This window comes from Alteromonas sp. V450 (assembly GCF_001885075.1).
Classification (GTDB): domain Bacteria; phylum Pseudomonadota; class Gammaproteobacteria; order Enterobacterales; family Alteromonadaceae; genus Alteromonas.
This window is the reverse complement of record NZ_MODU01000004.1, coordinates 3,555,272-3,575,132: the sequence shown is the minus strand read 5'-3', so window position 1 is coordinate 3,575,132 and position 19,861 is coordinate 3,555,272. Positions and strand designations below refer to the sequence as shown.

Below are 19,861 nucleotides of genomic sequence, written 5' to 3'. Positions count from 1 at the left end.
TTAAAACAGGCTCTTGTAACACGTATCAAATACTTATTCTCTGATCAGAACGGAATATCGTCGTCAAAATCAAAATCTGGCTCAGCCATTGGCGGGTTCTTCGGTTGACCTTGATTACCACCACCTTGAGATGCCTGATTATAACCACCACCTTGGTTTTGGTTGTATCCACCTTGCTGACCACCGCCCTGCTGTGGCGCTTGGTTATAGCCGCCTTGCGCCGGTGCTTGGTTGTAACCACCTTGGTTATTTTGCGGGCGCTGATAACCACCGTTACCGCCGCCTTCACCACCGCGACCACCTAGCATTTGCATTTGGTCTACAATGATTTCCGTGGTGTATCTGTCCTGACCTTGCTGATCTTGCCACTTACGCGTTTGCAGTTTACCTTCAACGTAAATCTGCGAGCCCTTTTTCAGGTACTCTCCGGCAATTTCTGCTAAGCGACGATACATTGTTAGTCGGTGCCACTCAGTGCGCTCTTGAACCTGACCCTGTTGGTCTTTCCAGCTTTCGCTAGTTGCAAGGCTTAAGTTCGCAACGGCGTTTCCGTTAGGCATGTATCTAACTTCCGGATCATTGCCAAGGTTTCCAACAAGAATAACCTTATTAACGCCTTTCGTTGCCATTGATGTCTCCTGTTACATTTTTTATTGGCTTGCCACATTACTCTTCTTTAAAAAGTCATCAGCAAGCGCGAAAGTTCATCGAATTTTAGCCGATTAGTATATCGTATTTTATGAGTAAAAATTGAAATTTTTCGCCTCACGTTTACATCACTAATTGCAACACGTTCTAGAACTTAACAAAATTTATTGTCGGCGTCTTCTGAACTTTCGCTTTGTTTTAAACGGCACGAACATAAATAGCACATAAAAAAAAGCCGCAACCAATTGGTGCGGCTTAAGGGACACAAACAATTCTAAAAAATAGGATTGTTTAGAAAAGGGAGAGGTTTGTGTTCGTGATCAATGTGTGTAGTTATGCAAATGCACCTTGAGTAGCAGTGCATACGTAAATGTCAGCGGTATAGCCCGTTTCATCAAAATACTTGTCTGCGACTACTTGCTTTACAGCATCAACTTTATCAGTGGGAACAAGCGCTACCACGCAGCCACCAAAACCACCGCCGGTCATTCGCACTCCGCCTGATTTACCGAGCACCTCTCCAATAATCTCAACCAGGTAATCTATAGGAGGTACGGTAATTTCAAAGTCATCACGCATAGAAACGTGAGACTGCGCCATAGCGTCACTTACCGTTTCAATATCGCCAGACTTTAGCGCCTGACTTGCTGCTAAAGTACGCGCATTTTCAGTAATGATATGCTTTGCTCGGCGATAAACCACTTCAGGCATGTGTGCTTTGGCTTCTTCTAACATCTCTATGGTTGCTTCGCGCAACGATGAAACACCCAGTAGCGATGCACCTTGCTCACACTGCTGACGACGCAAATTATATTCACTGTCCACCAACCCTCGCTTTACATTCGAATTGATGATAACAATTTGATGCGAGTCTGGCAGCGGTGAATGCTCAATAGCCAATGACTGGCAATCGAGCAGCATTGCCATACCTTCATTGCCCATAGCCGAAATTAGCTGATCCATAATACCGCATGAACAACCCACAAAAGTATTTTCGGCCTTCTGCCCAAGCAGCGCAGCCTGCACCCCATCTAGGGGCAACGCATACAACGTACTAAGCGCTTTCAATATTGCTACTTCGAAAGACGCTGAAGAGCTTAAACCCGCGCCTTGCGGCACATTGCCAGTAACCAGTAAATTAGCACCGCCAACGGCAGGGATGGCATCTTTAAGTACTTTTACTACGCCGCGAACATAATTTGCCCAGCCTTGTTCTTCGTCATAGTTAATGTCTGACAACGAAAACTGGTTTTGCTGATTTTCATAGTCCATTGCAGTAACCACAATGTCGTTATCGTCGCGCTTGGTTGCGGCAACCCAGGTTCCAAAATTAATTGCTGCAGGAAATACAAAGCCTTCGTTATAGTCTGTATGCTCACCAATAATATTCACTCGGCCAGGAGCGTGCGCTATCAGCGTTGGCTCGTTGCCATAATGCGCTTCAAATGTAGAGGAAAGTACTTGGTTATCCATTCGTATTCTCTCGCGTCTTGTAATGCACCGTCGACAGTGCTTTTAATCTGTCTGCCGCTTGTTCGGGGGTCAAATCTCGCTGTGCTTCGGCCATCATTTCGTATCCAACCATGAACTTGCGCACGCTGGCTGAACGCAATAGTGGCGGGAAGAAATGCGCATGTAGCGTCCACTCTGGATGCGCTTCGCTATCAAACGGCGCACTATGCCATCCCATTGAATAAGGAAACGAAGTCTCGAACATATTGTCGTATTTTGCGGTAATTTCACCAATGATTTTTGCAAGTGATAAAGACTGTGCATCGGTTAGCTGGTGCATAGACTGAACGTCAAAACGCGGCAGCAATAACGTCTCAAAAGGCCAAGCAGCCCAATAAGGCACAACTACAACCCATTCATCGTTTTGGCACACCACCCGTTCTTGTTTCGCCACCTCTTGCTCGGCATAGTTCAGCAGCATTGGGGTTCCGTTTTGCTCAAAATACTGCGTTAGTTGGACGAGCTTTTTCGCTGGATCTGTAGGCAAATGCTGCTGCGCCCATACCTGACCATGCGGGTGTGGGTTTGAACAGCCCATCATTGAGCCTTTGTTCTCGAACACTTGAACCCAGCGATATTCTTTACCTAGTTCTGCCGTCTGGGTTTTCCAAGTATTAACAACGTCTAAACGCTGTTCGTCACTTAGTTCCGGTAATGTTTTGCTATGGTCTGGAGAGAAGCATATAACCCGGCTACAACCTTGCTCAGTTTCGTACTGAAAAAGTCCTTCATAGTGACTAGTATGCTCAGTATCCTTTTTGAGTGCAGCGAAATCGTTCTCGAAAACAAATGTACCCGAATAGTCTGGATTAACTTCTCCGTTAACACGAGTATTACCGGCGCATAGATAGCAAGTTGGATCATAAGACGGTTTTTGCTCGTTATTCGGCTCTTCAGACGCGCCTTGCCAAGGTCGTTTGGCTCGGTGAGGCGATACTAATACCCACTCACCGAGTAACGGATTAAACCGGCGATGTGGATCGTTCGTTGGGTCGAATGGCGTTCCCATAATCACTCTCTCTAAAATTACCTGCTACCAGACTTATCCTGGCAAGGGTTAAACGTTTACCCTATCAATAGTATATGAAGTCACACGCTTTATCAATGAAGTAACAAAGAAAATAAATTGTTAAATATATAACAATCTGTTTTCTTCTTCGATCTAGTCAACGCTAAATGCATATCGAAAAAGCGCCGTCATTGGCTTACCGGGTTCAACAATACAGCTAGGAAATTCAGGTCTGTTTGGTGCATCGGGAAAATGCTGTGGTTCAAGGCATAACGCACCAATCTGCTCACTTGTTTGAAGACTACCTGTGTAGAATTGTAACCCAGGAAGATTTGTACTCAACGCCATCTCTATTCCGGTGTCTTCTGCATAAACAAGAGCATTGGGTTGATTATTTTTTAGTGCTGTTAGTACGTAATTATGATCGTAGCCGCCCACCATTTCAAAAAGCTCGCAGGGTAATGATGAATTAACGCGAGACGCAATTTTTGTAAGTGTTCGGTAGTCGAAAGGCGTGTTAGTTACGCTGGTTAAACGACCCGTGGGCAGTAGCGTACTGTCTGCTTGAGTAACGTGGTCCGCATCAATTTTGACATAGGTCGAACCAACCGTACTCTCATTGCTCAATGTAAAATATGCATGTTGGGTAAAACTCAACGGCGTGGATTTGTCCGTAGAGGCACAAATAGATAATGAGAGAACATTGTTATTATCTAGTGTATAGCATGCTGTTATGTCTACATTCCCTGGAAATCCCCCCTCTCCATCGGGGCTGGTCAATTGTAACGTTAAGCTACATTGTTGCGCATTGACACTATGGGCTGCATCCCATACTCTCTTATGGAACCCAGTATTACCACCGTGTAAGCAATGATCGCCACCATTCTTATCTAAGAAATACTGTTTGCCATCGAGCGTAAACGTTGCCTGACCAATGCGGTTTGCATAACGTCCGACAATAGCACCACGGTACGTTTTGTCTTCAATATATTGTTCGAGAGAATCGAAACTTTGCACACAATGCTTGAACTCGCCTGACCGATCCCGAACCTTTATATCTTTTATAATACCGCCCAAATTAAGCAGCGTTACCTGCATGTCCTGATCGTTAATGAGTGTAAAAGCCTTAACCGCCTCTCCTTGAAGTGCACCAAATTCTGAGACTTCTATTTTCATAACAATTTTTTTACCTTTGGTTTAAAGCATCTTGTTTTTCTAATCTTAATTGGCGCATATTGACCAAGAAATAAGATTTAAATTTTTATCGCATGTCGGTGAGGTTATACGTTTTCCATCACATTTAATAGCGGTTTGCACAAAGTTGGCCAATGGTATTACCACGCCAATAATAGATGACACCCCACGAAGTTAAAACAGCACGGAAATTTACCTATTTTTGTAAAAATAATGTAGGCTATCGAACCTTGATGAAAAGTTTGACCCTATAAAATAAAGAACAGCACCTATCTGACGCTTTATTTCTAGCAAAAAAGTATTAAAAAATGGCAACAATAAAAGATATAGCCCAAGCTGCAGGAGTGTCACTGGCTACTGTTTCGCGTGTTATAAATAACGGACCAAAAGTCGGAGATGACACCCGCAAACGTGTAAAAAAAATCATGGCTGAAATGGGCTATCGCCCGAATGCTAACGCACGCGCATTAGTAACAAAACGGAGCGCCTCTCTCGGTGTTGTTATTGCTGAACTACACGATCCGTTTTTTGCTATGTTAGCCCATGGCGTTGAGTCAATAACGCGTAAAAACAACGTCCAAATACTTTTAAGTGCCGGCTCGATCGAGAAGGAAACAGAACTTAGAGCAATTGAAACCCTGTTGGAACACCGTGTGGAAGCAATGGTGGTACACAGCAAAGCGTTAGATGACGATACGCTTATCGATTTCGCCAACCAGGTGCCGGGCTTTGTTCTTATTAATCGCTACATTCCAGAAATAGCTAATCGTTGCGTGTGGTTGGATAACATTACGGGCGGGCGCTTAATGGCAGAGTATGCGATTAACCAGGGTCATAAAAGTATTGCTGTTATCAGCAGCCAATACCGTATAGACGACCCTAACCACAGACTAGAAGGTATTCGCAACGCCATCGAATCTGCACAATTAACGCTGCCTGAGAGCATGATTGAATTTGCTACCCCCGACCAAGAAGGTGGCGAATTAGCAATGCAGAACCTGCTAGCAACGGGCGCTCAATTCACCGCTGTACTTGCTTATAACGATGCTATGGCATCAGGTGCTATGACAATGCTACAAGACCACGGTATTGCGGTTCCTGATCAAGTGTCTGTCATGGGCTATGATGACGTGCTTCTTGCAAAGTATTGTCGACCAAAATTGACTACGTTGCGTTACCCTGTTGAGATGATGGCAGCAAAAGCCGCTGAGTTAGCGCTAAAATATGCCTCTGGCAGTAAGCCAGAAGACGGTCTAACGTTTAAATACACGCCAACCGTAGTCAAACGCGATTCCATTATTCGAGTTTGAAATTAAAAAACAAGCGGTTGTGAAAAAGTACATTTCGGGCCGTGATTTTTGTTGACAAAATACTAGCGCTGATCATCACTGCTATTGTTTTATCCCCAATTTGAAAAATTGCACGATCCATCAAATTGTTAAGATCAAAATGCAAACAGATCATTAATTTTAACGCTACAGCGCTTGAGTTTATTGCTGATTCGTGATCCGAACAATAACACTTCACATGATCTCGATCAGTTGTTCGATAAGGGTATTAACAGATTTACCAACAGGGTTTTCCACTACTTATCCACAACCAGGAGTCCACCTATCACTGCGTAAACCTTGCTAAAAACTGCTTGTATTCTGTAATGGCGTAATCGGATTTAAGCGTTGCGTTATGTGTCGCTTTAGGAATAACAGAAATATACTTCTTGCTGCTTGCGGCATCTTTCAATAGCTGCTGACTTATTGAGTAAGGGGTGATTTTGTCCTGCTCGCCTACTACCAGCCACAAAGGGCCTTCGTAATGTCGCAGTATCGGTGCTATCTGCATACTATGGACATCGTCATGCAGTTTCATACTGGTAAAAGAGTTAGAGAAACCCGGCACCATATTAGCAATGAGGTCGGAAATATTATTAAAAGCACCGTCGAGAACAAGTGCATCTATTTGACGATTTGCCGCAACGTAGCTAGCGAAGTAGCTACCAATGCCTCTGCCATGAACGACGGTAGGTAAAGAGGGATCAAAGGCGTTTTTTACATAATCAAATTGAGTAAGTGCGTCTTGTTTAATTGCGTTAATACTCAACTTGCTCGCTTTTTCACTCGCTCCAACTCCCTGATAGTCTAACCATAGAACGTTAGCAGGTAGCTGACCTAAACGATGGATAACGCTGTTATTTTCACTAACAGACATACGATTGTCAGCGAAAAATACGATATTCACTATTGGGTTAGCATACGATACCGCAACACCTCTTAACACAATGCCTTGTTGATTTGTTAGCTCTACCTGAGTAATCCCTGCTGACATTTCGTCTTTCTGAATAGCCGCGTGAAGCTTTGTCGTATCGAGAGGCTTTTGCTCGGCGTCTTGATAAAAAAAAGCAGTTGGAGAAACATTAATGGCACAAGCCGCGAGCGCTAAGAGCGCACACATATATAACGCAATATGCTTTTTACTCATCATAGAAAACAATCCGTGTAACAGAATTAACTGGTTACATGCTAAACAAGCTGGGACAGTTTGCAAGATAACTTATCTGAAAGGCGTCTAAAATTGTTCTCTGTATGCCAGTAAACACTCACAATCTCACTTTTCGTCTTTTTTAGCAGGTACATGAGGAAGACAAATAGCGTTATGTTGTCTATTGCCAAGTATTCCCTTTTATTGTTGTGATTTAAAAAGTGAAAAGGTAAGCGTCACGCTTATCGCGTGGCGCTTGTTGTGCGACTTACAGGTATGCTGACCTGCAAGATCACGCCCCCCAAGCACAGGCTTGCGAAAAAGAGCTCCCTAGTCCATTTTACCATCACTACCAGTAGTGAGTTGTCGTCCGTGATATCTGTTTTTAGATTTAGTAATGCGATTGTACAGCCGCATATATCTAACTGTTTGTTCGTAACCTAACTCTTTTTCCATTAGTTTAATCATATCGATATCCGTTTGTGTCGTTTCCCAGTCAAGCCGAGAGTATTTTTTGTCATCCGGCCAAATCAACATGAAGTCATACTCACCGAACGTTAACTCATAAAAGCTGGGATACTCAGCGCCAGCTTGAGCCGCATACTTACTCCCTACTTCCATAATGAGATGTTTAAACGCATGATAATCCTGCCCGTCAACAGCGATAAACTCTATATGAACATCCCGTATTTTTTCATATTTTGAAGGCTGCATGTTTTCTATGTAAGCCTTCCATTCACTTGCACTCGGAAGCGGCTTGTCTGTATTTGCAAAAGATAATGTGGGGAAGATTAACGCGAATAATAGGGTTATTTTTTTCATAACGAATTACTTTCCTTTTTGGTCTGAAGTATCTCGATACTGACCGTAGGCATTGCACAATTCTTGAGAAAGTTATGAATTTTTTCTGAAAAAAAGGAGAGGTTTTGCGATTTAAGATCGCGCTGTAACAGTTTGAAACAGTTGATAAGTAGTGATGCGTAGTTGCAGAACATATACTTGTCGTAGGGAACGTTGAATCAATCAAAAAAGGGATATAAAAATGAGCCTGTCAACTCCTTCTCGCCTTAGCGCTATTTGTGTGATCGTATTTACAGTCTTAATGCTGGTAGCATGTGAATCTACACAAGAATTCGACACACACCTTATACCTGAAGATCAGAAAAAAGCGCATGAAGCTTCTGTTGCTAAGGCGAAAGCCTGTCCAGTGAGTCTTGTCGAGCTAATAGATGTGCGTACCCCAAAAGATCTATTAGTCGGTAATGAAAAAGTATCTGCAGATACGCTTTATAATTTACTAGAAATGAGCTTAGAAGAAACGAACATCAGTCACAATATATCGTCAAATAACAGTATCAAAGTGGTATTAGAGCGGGCTTTTGTAAAAAGTATAGGTAGCAACATGATTGCAACGGTTGTATTAGACACAATGTACAGGCCGCATTACGCAGACAAATTCTTCCCTGCCGCAAGCTTCAAAGGAAGAAGTGTAAATGTTAACGTCAATATCGAAAGCGATGAAAATGTGGCAAAAGCAGCCATGAAAGCAGCCTTTGATGATGCAACAAAACGCATAAAAGCGTCGCTACTTCATGAATGTGGCGAAGCGCTTAGCCTCAACCACAAAACAATTGGAAATGAGTAAGCATGTTGTGTGTGCTCGGCTGCATTGAGTCCTTCGTTAAGGACATGTATCACCCATTAAGCGGCTAGCACATCGCGCGCTTTTATCGCGTCAAAATCGCTATTTACTTTCAAGTATACCGCGCCGGCTTTACTATTTAATGTCACCTCCAACACACCGGGAACCTGTAAAAGTGCAGTCTCTAGTGAAGGGACATTTTCTGTGTCGAAGCTGTATTGCATCATCACTCGTTTAACGCGAGAGACTTCTTTTATTCCGATAACTACGAAGAGCCAAAATACAGTACTAAGAGCCCCCACTGCGTAGGCCACTTCTTGCGTCCAAATATCGGTGGCTAAGCCTGAAACTATACCGCCCAAGAACGCACCAAAAAATTGAAAACTAGCGTAAAGGCCCATGGCCGTTCCCTTTTGTCCCGCAGGCGCAATGCTCGACACCAATGCAGGGAAATTCGCTTCCAAATAATTAAAGCCGGTAAAGAAAAGTACCACTGCTGCGGTAACCCACCACCAGCTATGATCTTCTAAGCTGAGCGCCAAAAACGCACCGCCCATTAATAGAACGCCGGTAACAAGAAGCGATTTAGGCGTACGGCCTCTTGCTGCTCCCATCATTATAATTAGACCTACAATTGACGCCCCTAAAACGGGTAAGTAGACCGTCCAATGACTGTCTAGCGTCATATCAAAGTTCAGTAACGTAACGGGAAGTTGAACAAACAACAGTGTAATTAACATGTGTAAAATCATCACACTGACATTTAAGCGCCATAGCTGTGAAGAGAAAACCAAACGTTTAAGCTGATCTTTTTGTGGCAGTGTATCGCCACTGCTCAGCTGCACACCGTTTGGCACTACCCATTTAACCAGTGGCATGCAAAGCATGGCCAGAATACCAGTAATACCAAACACACCAGCAAGCCCGTAGCTGTTAGCAATGAGAGGCCCTAAAATAACGGCTAAATAGAATGAGAAGCCAATGGCTATTCCTATAATAGCTAATACTTTGGCACGCTGACTTTCGCGGCTGACATCGGTAGCAAGTGCCATTATCGCACCTGCAATAGCCCCTGCGCCTTGTAGAATACGCCCTACAATCATCATAACCATACTGTCGGCAGTTGCCGCGACAAAGCTACCTAAGGCAAAAACGGCAAGCCCTAGCAAAATGACAGGCTTGCGCCCCCATTTGTCAGACATCATACCCATAGGAATTTGCAGCGCAGCTTGAGTGAGGCCATAACCACCCACGGCAAGCCCTACCAATAGCGGCGAATAGTCAGGGTAGTCCATCGCGGCCACAGCCAGTACAGGCATAACCATGAACAGCCCCATCATGCGTAATACGTAAACGGAGGCGAGTGCAAGCGCGGCGCGTAATTCCAAAGCGTTCAAAGCGTCTCTTTCCCTCAATAAGTAAAATCAAAAAAACAAAAAAGCGCGCAGAGACCGCTGTTTCTGCTGCAAGAAGAATAAGGTCGCGAAGTGTAGCATAATTTGCACTTTCGCCCACTTCCCTTAAATTCGATTAATATTAGTGGCGTTTCTCCCACATAAAGGCCCCATTTACTTCTTTCACCTTCACAAGGGTTTAAAAATGGGGATAAAATCACCATTTCACAACACAGCTCAATGAATTGTCATCGTAAGCTTATGCCTCAAGGTGATCTGCTTACCCCACTCACAGTATAACTTGAATGTCATATCACTTTACTTGACACCTATGGCATACTGATTCTTTTTCTCTCATTTAGGCTTCAATGGATAAAATCGAAATTCGCGGTGCTCGCACCCACAACTTGAAAAACATCGATTTAACACTGCCACGAGACAAACTGGTGGTGATTACCGGCCTTTCGGGCTCGGGTAAATCGTCTCTTGCTTTTGACACGCTTTACGCAGAAGGCCAGCGTCGCTACGTTGAGTCTTTATCTGCTTACGCGCGCCAATTCCTTTCTATGATGGAAAAACCAGATGTTGATCATATTGAGGGTCTTTCGCCTGCAATATCCATTGAACAAAAATCAACATCGCATAACCCCCGTTCAACGGTGGGCACCATCACAGAGATTTACGACTACCTGCGTTTGATGTTCGCGCGTGTGGGCACGCCACGCTGTCCTGATCACGATGTGCCGCTAGACGCGCAAACCGTCAGCCAAATGGTCGACAAAGTCTTAGCGATGCCAGAGGGCAGTAAGTTAATGCTGCTAGCGCCTATAGTGAAAGAACGTAAAGGCGAGCACGTTAAAACGTTGCAGAATCTGTCTGCACAAGGTTTTATTCGAGCGCGTATTGACGGCGAAGTGTGTGACCTATCCGATCCACCGCCTCTCGACTTGCACAAGAAGCACACCATTGAAGTAGTGGTAGACCGCTTTAAAGTACGCGACGACATGGCGCTGCGTTTAGCTGAATCATTCGAGACGGCGCTGAGCCTTGCTGGCGGCAACGCAGTTGTGGCTGATATGGACGATAAAGACGCAGAAGAAATTGTATTTTCCGCTAATTTCGCATGCCCACACTGTGGTTACAGCATTAGTGAACTAGAGCCGCGTCTATTTTCATTTAACAATCCAGCAGGCGCCTGCCCTACCTGTGATGGGTTAGGCACAAGACAATTCTTCGATCCTGCCCGAGTTGTAAGTAATACCGAATTAAGTCTTTCCGGGGGCGCTATTCGCGGCTGGGACAAGCGCAGCTATTACTATTTTCAAATGCTTCAAGCGGTGGCAGACCACTATCAATTCAGCCTAACCGTGCCATTTGAAGAGCTAGATAAAAAGCATCAAGACATTGTGCTTTATGGTTCTAAAGGCAAATCGCTGTCGTTTAAGTATATAAACGAGCGCGGCGATGTGATGGAGCGCAAGCACCCATTTGAAGGTATTATTCCGAATATGGAGCGTCGCTACCGCGAGACCGAATCAAACTCAGTGCGCGAAGAGCTAGCAAAATATTTGAGCCAGCAGCACTGCAGTAGCTGTAACGGCACGCGATTACGTATTGAAGCGCGCAACGTGTTTATACAAGACACGAACCTGCCAGCCATTGCTGACATGTCGATTGCCGACGCGTTTGGCTTCTTTGAGTCACTCAATCTTGAAGGTCAGCGTGCTCAGATAGCTGAAAAGATTTTAAAAGAAATCATGGATCGCTTACGCTTCTTAGTGAACGTAGGTCTCAACTACCTTTCTATGTCGCGTAGCGCCGATACCCTATCAGGCGGTGAGGCACAGCGTATTCGTCTGGCTAGTCAAATTGGCGCAGGTCTAGTGGGTGTTATGTACGTACTAGATGAACCTTCTATCGGTCTGCATCAACGAGATAATGAGCGCTTACTTGGCACGCTTACGCACTTGCGCGACTTAGGTAACACCGTGTTAGTTGTAGAGCACGATGAAGATGCTATTCGAGAAGCCGATTACATTGTAGATATCGGCCCGGGTGCGGGTGTGCATGGTGGTGAAATTATCGCCGAAGGATCGCTGGAAGACATTAAGAACAGTGAACACTCACTTACCGGAAAGTACTTATCTGGCAGAGAGAAGATTGATGTCCCTGCAACACGCACACCGGTAAAAGACGATAAGTGGCTAGAGCTTTTGGGCGCTACTGGCAACAACTTAAAATCTGTTGATTTACGTATACCTACCGGTGTTATGACCTGTGTAACCGGTGTATCGGGCTCGGGTAAATCGACGCTTATCAACGATACATTTTATAAAATTGCACAGCGTGAGTTAAATAAAGCAACTACGTCTGAGCCAGCCGCTCATAAATCAATGACCGGATTAGATCAGCTCGACAAAGTAGTTGATATTGACCAAAGCCCTATCGGCAGAACCCCGCGTTCTAACCCGGCGACTTACGCTGGTATTTTCACTCCAATTCGTGAAATGTTCGCGGGCACGCAAGAGTCGCGTTCGCGGGGTTATAAACCTGGCCGTTTCAGCTTTAACGTAAAAGGCGGTCGCTGCGAGGCATGTCAGGGTGACGGGGTCATAAAAGTGGAGATGCACTTCTTGCCGGATGTGTATGTGCCTTGTGACGTGTGTCAGGGAAAACGCTATAACCGTGAAACCCTTGAGATAAAGTACAAAGATAAGAACATTCACGAAGTGTTAGAGATGACTGTGGAAGATGCGCGACAGTTCTTCGATGCCATTCCAGCCATATCAAGAAAGCTGCAGACCTTAATGGACGTGGGCTTGTCGTATATTCGACTGGGTCAAGCAGCTACCACGCTGTCTGGCGGTGAAGCACAGCGCGTTAAATTGGCAAAAGAGTTATCAAAAAGAGACACTGGGCAAACCCTTTATATATTAGATGAGCCTACTACAGGGTTACATTTCCACGATATTAAGCAGCTGCTCGCTGTACTTCATCGGCTACGCGACCACGGTAATACCGTTGTGGTTATTGAGCATAACCTAGATGTGATTAAAACCGCAGACTGGATTGTTGACCTTGGTCCAGAGGGTGGTTCCGGAGGTGGCCAGATTATTGCAGAGGGAACACCTGAGCATGTGGCACAGCAAGAAGTTTCACATACAGGTCGATTCCTTAAGCCCATGCTCACACAAGCTTAAGCGAGCACGAAGTAAACCCGCTAGCGAAAAGCGCACTTATTTTTATTATGTTGTTGTGTAATTTACACAGCAACATGTAAAAAGTGCGCTTTAACGCTTTTTTACACGTTTTTCCACGCTGCTTATAGCTTGTATTGGCGAATCATACGTTACGATGATTTAAGTGAATTTTGCAGTAAGAATTGCAGGAGCGAAACCCAATGACTCAAACGCCACCTCTAGCTTTAGTGAAAACATGGTATCACCTACTTTCATCATCAGAAGACAATGATGTGAAAGCACGCGCACAAGAAATGCTGTTAAAAGCTTTCGAGTCGCCAGAGGCTATCGCGCTCTATTTAAAAGAACACAATATCCTAAAGCATTGAACGATAAAGCCTTAGCGTAGTAGGCGCTACTACGCTAAGGCTTAGTATTTTTATTCAGTGAGATTAGGCGTGTTTCGCCGCTTGGATAGCTAGCCCTTCGCACACTGAATTGAAGGCGTCGTTTTCCAATCGTGGTAAACCGGTTAGCAGATTTTCATACAGCGCATCTACCACAATCGGCGATAAACTCATACCGCCTGTGATCATCACCACTTCTGGTTTTTCAATGCTGTTTTCTAAGCATTCCACTACTAGCGCTTTCACTTTATCAAGCCACGGTTTTAACGCTTTTTTAAGTGAATCTTGCGAAATCTCCACGTCGAAATCATCTTCGATATAGTGCAGCGGCAAGGTAATATTTTGCTTACTCGATAGTAGTTCTTTGGCTAGGCGAGCCGAGTTCACCACACGGGCAGACAGCTTATTCTCCTGAACAATAAGCAAGCGTTCTAGCTGGGCAGGCTCCTTGATCACAGACATAGTTTGCGAAATATCTAACCCGTAATCGTCAGAGAAAAAGCGAGTAAGAGCTGGAATATTATCAACCGCGCACATATCAGAAAAATAGGTAGGCGGAACAGGAAGCCCGTTCATCATCTTAAGGCCCATTCCCATTTCAGGGGCAATAGCTTTAAGCACCAAGCTTTTATCACAATCCATGCCGCCTAGACGTCTGCCTGTTACCGACAGCACATCGTCTTTTCGATCAAGCTGGTTGGAGCGCTCTGGCGAAAGCTTAATACAGCAAATATCCGTGGTTCCCCCACCAATATCTACAATCAACGTTGTCGTGTCCCTTGGTAAGGTTTGCTCAATTTTATACGCCGCTGCAATAGGCTCATCTAGGAAATTAATCCCTGAGAACCCAGCTTTAGTCGCCGCTTCAGTCATTATTTGAATGGCCTGCGCGTTACCCTCTTCGCCGCGTGTACCATGAAATTTAACGGGTCGGCCAATAACCGCATTATTAACAGCTTTGCCTAGCTGCTGCTCTGCACACTGTTTAAAGTATGCCAGTTGCTTAGCAATAATTCCGATGAACGCTTGTTTTTGGTCGCCGTCTAGCGATGCGCCTAGGAAGTTTTTAGGTGAATAGATAAGTCGGCCTTTGTCCGGCATTTTGAGAAAGCGTCTAAACCCTTCTTCACCAAACGCAAACTTGCCGTGCTCTACTAAGCGCAGCAAAGGGATTTCGTCTAGTGACATGGCGTGCATCAACTGTGCAATAGCTTTGCGCTGCAAAGCAGGCTTGTTGTGCAAATCACCGCGCAGCGAGTCGATACGGTCACTGTACATCGCCTGTTCTTTCGGATCTTTTGCCGAATAATAGCCGTCCTTCGCCTTATCGATTTGCTCACTGATAACACGCTGTAACTGCGCCACTTTCGCCTCAACCATGGCATCAGGAGGCGGCGGTAGTTCATCCTCAAAATAGATAAACACCGAAGAACGGATTTTATTGCCCTTCTTATCTAACGGGTCGAGTTTGATGTGCTGATGGGCCGTTCCATCAAAATACACAACCTCAGAATTTGATGTACCGTAGTCAATCCCAATCGCAGTCATAGTATGTTCGCTCAAAAAGTTAGAAGCGGATTGTAATGCAAAAGAACCTAATGGCACACCCCTGTAAGCTAATCAAAACACAACGGTTTACCTTAAACACTATCACTTTTATAAGGGCTACTGAAAACCCCAGCCCATAATGCTAGAGTAGGAATTAAACTTATAACAACGCCTACAATAATCATGAGCAATACAGCACCACTTATCACTTCTTTTGAAGTGCGTTTTTGTGAAACAGATGCCTTACAACATGTTAGTAACACGGCATTAGTCGCTTGGTTTGAAGCAGCCAGAGAGCCTATTTTCAGAATGTTTACTCCTGAGCTAGACTTACAAAATTGGCCGCTAATTTTAGCCAGTTATAAGGTCGATTTTTTAGCTCAAATTTTTTATGGAAAACCGGTTACAGTAAAAACCTACATTAGCAGGCTGGGAAATAGTGCATTCGATGTGTTTCAAGAGTTATGGCAAGACGATAAGCTATGTTCAACTGGCGTGACCACCATGGTGCATTTTGACTATAAAACACAGCGTTCTGCACCAATTCCCGATGATGTGAAGTCAGAGCTACAGTCACACTTTAAAGAAATACCAACTAAGTAATAAAGCGCAGCACGAGGTATCCATGAGCGATTTAATTGAAGTTATTGATGATGTGTTACCACCAGAGCTATGCAAACAACTCATGGAACGTTTTGAGGGCAGTCCTAACTTGAGTCAAGGCCGCACTGGCGGCGGCGTCGACCTTGATAAAAAACGCAGCATGGATGTGTCGATAAGCCGCAACCCAGAATTTAAAGATTTATTTCAGCAAGTGATGCAGTACACTGGGCAGCAGCTGGTCTCCTACATTGAAAAGTACTATTTTGCGCTTGTTGGGCCCATTGGCTTAACCGTACGCCACCCTAAAACCGGTGAGCCGGTAAAAGTAACCGGAGAGAATTTTGACGAAGTAGGTAAACCAAATCTGACTAATTTGGTAAATTACCTGTTCCGCGTTGGCGATGTTAATGCGCAACGATACACCGCAGGTAACGGTGGCTACCCGTACTGGCATTCAGAAGTCTATCCACAGCTTCAACATAACGATGCACTGCACCGCGTATTGCTGTTTATGTACTACTTAAACGATGTGGAAGAAGGCGGCGAGACGGAGTTTTATTATCAAAACCGTGCGGTTAAGCCCAAAGCAGGCAGAATGGTAATTGCGCCCGCTTATTTTACTCACACGCATCGCGGCCAAATTCCAAAAAGTAACGACAAGTACATTCTAACGTCGTGGCTTCTGTTTAACCGCGCTGAGCAGATTTATACGCAGGGCTAGCTTAACGATAACTTCGTGATGATGTGCTCTAGCTCGCTGTACTCATTTTTGTCGATAGGTAAGAACGGTGCAGGTAAGCTAGGCGTTTCACAGTAGCCCAAAATTTCTGCCGCGGCTGCAACCACACGCAAGCCGCCGCCATTACGCGCAAACATGCTCCATATTCCGCTTAACGCTTGTGACTGAGCCTGTGCATCAACAGCATTACCAGACTGAGCGGCGTCGATTATGCGCATTACAGTTCGCGGGAATATCCCCCCTATAACAGAAAGCCAAAGGTCACAACCTTCACTCATTCCTGCTGCGCCAAAACTATCACCACTCACGCCTATAGCAATGTGTGCAGGCACTATCTCTCGCAATGATTCTAATCGACGAGCGCCTTCGCTATTGCTTGCTCCAGAGGGGGAGATATCCTTGCTAGCGCTTTTGGCAAATGGAGTTCCTGGTATTTTAATCGCTCCGATATTCGGTAATTTTCCTATGCGGCAATACAAGTCATCGCTGAAGGTAAAATTAGTCACACGAGGATTTTCGTAAACGCAGATAGGCACAGATACCTCGTGACTCACTGCCTCATATAGGCCATACACTTCTTCTTCGTTAAGCACTTGATAGGAAACTGGTGCTAACAGCACAGCATTAACACCTGCTTGCTGCACAGCTTCAACGTTTTTTAGCACGTCATAGGTTCTCAGCGCCCCAACGCCTGCCATAACAGGAATGCCATTTGCGTGGTCGACGGCGAGCTTTGCTACGTTGTACTTTTCCTCTCGCGTTAGATAAGGGTACAGCCCAGTTGAGCCTATCGCGCAAATTGAATCTACATTCGCCGAAGCCAAATTATCAACAAGCCCTTTAAATGCTTTGTAATCAATAGCTTCTTGTTTGAATGGAGTAATGGGAAACGCTGATAATCCTGTAAACACCTGATATCCTTTTTAAATGTTTTATGCTTAAAACCCTTCTACGGCTTCGCCTTTCAAGCGGTACCCTACAGACGCAATGTCGCCTTTCCAACCGTCGGTCGACAGTTCGCCGGTTACCCAAATCGCGTCGTAAATATTGTCTATGCGCACACCTTCTTCAAACTTTACGTACACAATTTGATTAGACGGCGGTGGTGGCACGTGAATGCAGGCGCCAAAATACGGAACCAATAAGAACTCTGTCGTTAGTTCGGCCGTGCCTTCTAGCGGCACAACAAAGCCCGGTATTTTCACTCGTTTACCATCAAAGGTATCGACCACTGGTGCGTCAGGCTGAAGCTGACTCATTTCCCCATTGTGTTGAACCGACGGTGTTACAAGTTCATTGAAACCTTCCGGCACCAGGTCTTCCCAATATACCTCTACAGGAGCTTTGACAGGCGCTTCATCTGCAAAAGTGCTGAAAGTTACCATCATAGTAAGCACTGAAAATAATGAGGTAACGAATAATTTAAGGTGGATCATACTGCTCTCTATCGTTGAGTATTTTGTTCGCTTTTTTGTATCGGCTCTTGCTTTTCGTTTTTAATCTGCACTTTAAGACCACATATAAAAAGGGCCGGTATTACACCAGCCCTTTGTATCATCAATGTAAAGCAGCGTGAATTATTCTGCTTCGAAACGCGCGATGCTTGCGGTAATTTCTTCTTTTGCAGCTGCAGCGTCTGCCCAACCGTCAATCTTAACCCACTTACCTTCTTCAAGATCTTTATAGTGCTCGAAGAAGTGCTCAATTTGCTTAAGAAGAAGAGGAGGTACGTCAGCAATCTCTTTAACGTCACGATAAATAGTAGAAAGCTTGTCTACTGGTACCGCGAGTACTTTTGCGTCTTTACCAGACTCGTCAGTCATGTTTAGTACACCAACTGGACGACACTTAATAACAGAACCCGCAAGTAGTGGGAACGGAGTCATTACTAGAACGTCAACTGGGTCACCGTCTTCAGACAAGGTGTTGTTCACGTAACCGTAGTTAGTTGGGTAGTGCATGCAAGTTGCCATGAAACGGTCAACAAATAGTGCACCTGTGTCTTTGTCTACTTCGTACTTCACCGGGTCAGCGTGTGCTGGAATTTCGATGATCACATTTACTTCGTCTGGTACGTTTTTACCAGCAGAAATAGCACTTAAGCTCATTCTTTGGTCCTTTCAATGATGTATAAGAAATTTTGGGTTAAGTATACGGTGACAGCAGCAAAATAAAAACGCTTTACGACCCTTGTCGTACTAATCTCTTTATTTTTCGTTAAATTTTGCTGCTTTTTATACTATTTCGCGCTGTCGTTGTAGCTCAAACACGCATCAACTTCGTCTTTAGAACCAATGATGCATGGTACGCGCTGATGAATTTCTGTAGGCATCACTTCGAGAATTCGGCCCGTGCCAGTTTCCGCTTTTCCACCTGCTTGCTCCATTAAGAACGCCATCGGGTTGGCTTCGTAAAGTAAGCGTAATTTACCCGGCTTAGACGGGTCCCTGTTATCGAATGGATACATAAAGATGCCACCGCGACAAAGCAAACGATGAATATCACCCACCATTGCGGCAACCCAACGCATATTAAAATCTTTGCCACGAGGACCTTCTTTACCCGCTAAAAGATCGGCAACATATGCCTGCATAGCAGGTTCCCAATGACGCTGGTTCGATGCATTTATCGAGAATTCAGAGGTTTGCTCAGGCACTTGAATATTCGGGTGCGTAAGCAGGAATCCACCGTGGGTTTTATCAAGGGTATAAATGTGCGTACCGCGACCTGTGGTTAGCGCAAGCATCGTAGATGGACCATAAAGTACATAACCTGCTGCAACCATCTGTGTACCAGGCTGCAAGAAAGCAGAGGGATCGTCTGGTTTCATCCACTGCGGTGCATGGGTAATTGAGAAAATTGTGCCGATCAGGCTATTGATTTCAGTGTTTGAAGACCCATCAAGCGGGTCGAAGCTTACTAAGTAATTACCGTCTGGATTGCACGGCACAACGTCATCTTCTTCTTCAGACGAAATGGCTTTGACATAGCCAGATTCCCTTAGCGTGTCTTTTAAAATGTGGTTAGAGATAACGTCGAGCTTTTTCTGTGTTTCGCCCTGTACGTTTTCTGAAAGGGTTGAACCGAGCACGCCAGCAAGTGCGCCTTGACTCACGCGGAAAGAGATTTCTTTACAGCCAGCTAGCAGTGTACGAATGAGTAGTATTAACTCAAGCGGAGCACCGTCTTGTTGCAGTTGGGAATTTAAACGTTTCATTGAATGTAAGCCTTTTTTTATGTGTAGGGTGTTGTGCTTGCAGTCGCTCAGCTGTCCTTACCGGCGTTTATCTGAAGCACATACAGGTTTTACACCTGTGATTAGATTGTAACCGTGATTTTTGTTAAGTGGAACACACTTACACAAAGTCAAACACACACCATACCAGTTTGCAGACGACAAACTCGTAAATGGGTACAGCAAATAGGCGCTAAAAGCAGATCTGCTTTGATAAAAAATGAATTATCTATAGGCCATAGGGTTCTGATACAGTATCCCGATAACATGACAATT

At 44.7% G+C, this 19,861-nt stretch carries 18 protein-coding genes; 6 read left to right on the top strand and 12 right to left on the bottom strand.

The features are described from left to right. Window positions 1-44: 44 nt before the first annotated feature. From BK026_RS15750 to BK026_RS15735, 4 genes are all read right to left on the bottom strand, one after another. Window positions 45-629: a single-stranded DNA-binding protein gene (locus tag BK026_RS15750; protein ID WP_071816698.1), complete on the bottom strand. Its 585-nt coding sequence runs from the start codon at window positions 627-629 to the stop codon at window positions 45-47. Window positions 630-981: 352 nt separating this feature from the next. After that, window positions 982-2,121 carry a galactokinase gene (gene galK, locus BK026_RS15745; protein WP_071816697.1) on the bottom strand — a complete coding sequence of 380 codons (1,140 nt, stop codon included), beginning with the start codon at window positions 2,119-2,121 and terminating at the stop codon, window positions 982-984. Beyond that, window positions 2,114-3,169: a UDP-glucose--hexose-1-phosphate uridylyltransferase gene (locus tag BK026_RS15740; RefSeq protein WP_071816696.1), complete on the bottom strand. Its 1,056-nt coding sequence runs from the start codon at window positions 3,167-3,169 to the stop codon at window positions 2,114-2,116. The genes galK and BK026_RS15740 overlap by 8 nt, the downstream gene beginning before the upstream one ends. Window positions 3,170-3,322: 153 nt before the next feature. Further along, window positions 3,323-4,345 (bottom strand): aldose epimerase family protein, encoded by a 1,023-nt coding sequence (locus BK026_RS15735; RefSeq protein ID WP_071816695.1) that lies wholly within the window; start codon window positions 4,343-4,345, stop codon window positions 3,323-3,325. 326 nt (window positions 4,346-4,671) lie between these two features. On the opposite strand from BK026_RS15735, the gene BK026_RS15730 reads away from it, so the two are divergent. Continuing rightward, on the top strand, window positions 4,672-5,673 hold the full coding sequence (locus BK026_RS15730) for a LacI family DNA-binding transcriptional regulator (RefSeq protein ID WP_071816694.1): 1,002 nt from the start codon (window positions 4,672-4,674) through the stop codon (window positions 5,671-5,673). Window positions 5,674-5,977: 304 nt separating this feature from the next. Here the strand turns inward: BK026_RS15730 and BK026_RS15725 are convergent, their stop codons facing one another. Further along, window positions 5,978-6,841: a S9 family peptidase gene (locus BK026_RS15725; RefSeq protein WP_071816693.1), complete on the bottom strand. Its 864-nt coding sequence runs from the start codon at window positions 6,839-6,841 to the stop codon at window positions 5,978-5,980. 327 nt (window positions 6,842-7,168) lie between these two features. Further along, window positions 7,169-7,660 (bottom strand): hypothetical protein, encoded by a 492-nt coding sequence (locus tag BK026_RS15720; RefSeq protein WP_071816692.1) that lies wholly within the window; start codon window positions 7,658-7,660, stop codon window positions 7,169-7,171. 220 nt (window positions 7,661-7,880) lie between these two features. Between BK026_RS15720 and BK026_RS15715 the strand changes: the two genes are divergently transcribed. Beyond that, entirely contained in the window at window positions 7,881-8,483 is a 603-nt protein-coding gene (locus tag BK026_RS15715) for a hypothetical protein (RefSeq protein ID WP_071816691.1), read from the top strand. Between the two features lie 56 nt (window positions 8,484-8,539). Here BK026_RS15715 and BK026_RS15710 read toward each other — a convergent pair whose 3' ends face one another. Then, window positions 8,540-9,877: an MFS transporter gene (locus tag BK026_RS15710; protein ID WP_071816690.1), complete on the bottom strand. Its 1,338-nt coding sequence runs from the start codon at window positions 9,875-9,877 to the stop codon at window positions 8,540-8,542. 365 nt (window positions 9,878-10,242) lie between these two features. Here BK026_RS15710 and uvrA point away from each other — a divergent pair, with 365 nt between their 5' ends. Next, complete coding sequence (gene uvrA, locus BK026_RS15705) at window positions 10,243-13,074, top strand: excinuclease ABC subunit UvrA (protein WP_071816689.1); 2,832 nt, start codon at window positions 10,243-10,245, stop codon at window positions 13,072-13,074. A 200-nt stretch (window positions 13,075-13,274) separates the two neighbouring features. Next, window positions 13,275-13,442, top strand: coding sequence for a hypothetical protein (locus tag BK026_RS19705; RefSeq protein ID WP_177247920.1), 168 nt, complete (start codon window positions 13,275-13,277; stop codon window positions 13,440-13,442). A gap of 63 nt (window positions 13,443-13,505) precedes the next feature. Here the strand turns inward: BK026_RS19705 and BK026_RS15700 are convergent, their stop codons facing one another. After that, entirely contained in the window at window positions 13,506-15,008 is a 1,503-nt protein-coding gene (locus BK026_RS15700; protein WP_071817712.1) for an Hsp70 family protein, read from the bottom strand. A gap of 183 nt (window positions 15,009-15,191) precedes the next feature. On the opposite strand from BK026_RS15700, the gene BK026_RS15695 reads away from it, so the two are divergent. Beyond that, window positions 15,192-15,611, top strand: coding sequence for a thioesterase family protein (locus BK026_RS15695; protein ID WP_071816688.1), 420 nt, complete (start codon window positions 15,192-15,194; stop codon window positions 15,609-15,611). Between the two features lie 22 nt (window positions 15,612-15,633). Further along, window positions 15,634-16,332, top strand: coding sequence for a 2OG-Fe(II) oxygenase (locus BK026_RS15690; RefSeq protein WP_071816687.1), 699 nt, complete (start codon window positions 15,634-15,636; stop codon window positions 16,330-16,332). Here the strand turns inward: BK026_RS15690 and BK026_RS15685 are convergent. The 4 genes from BK026_RS15685 to BK026_RS15670 all read right to left on the bottom strand — a co-directional run bounded on the left by BK026_RS15685 (window position 16,329) and on the right by BK026_RS15670 (window position 19,567). Then, window positions 16,329-17,261 (bottom strand): dihydrodipicolinate synthase family protein, encoded by a 933-nt coding sequence (locus tag BK026_RS15685; RefSeq protein ID WP_071816686.1) that lies wholly within the window; start codon window positions 17,259-17,261, stop codon window positions 16,329-16,331. The genes BK026_RS15690 and BK026_RS15685 overlap by 4 nt on opposite strands. A gap of 27 nt (window positions 17,262-17,288) precedes the next feature. After that, window positions 17,289-17,786, bottom strand: a complete 498-nt coding sequence (locus BK026_RS15680; RefSeq protein ID WP_071816685.1) for a DUF3299 domain-containing protein — start codon at window positions 17,784-17,786, stop codon at window positions 17,289-17,291. 141 nt (window positions 17,787-17,927) lie between these two features. After that, window positions 17,928-18,458 (bottom strand): inorganic diphosphatase, encoded by a 531-nt coding sequence (ppa, locus tag BK026_RS15675; protein WP_014947861.1) that lies wholly within the window; start codon window positions 18,456-18,458, stop codon window positions 17,928-17,930. A gap of 131 nt (window positions 18,459-18,589) precedes the next feature. Continuing rightward, window positions 18,590-19,567 (bottom strand): class 1 fructose-bisphosphatase, encoded by a 978-nt coding sequence (locus tag BK026_RS15670; protein ID WP_071816684.1) that lies wholly within the window; start codon window positions 19,565-19,567, stop codon window positions 18,590-18,592. Window positions 19,568-19,861 lie beyond the last annotated feature (294 nt).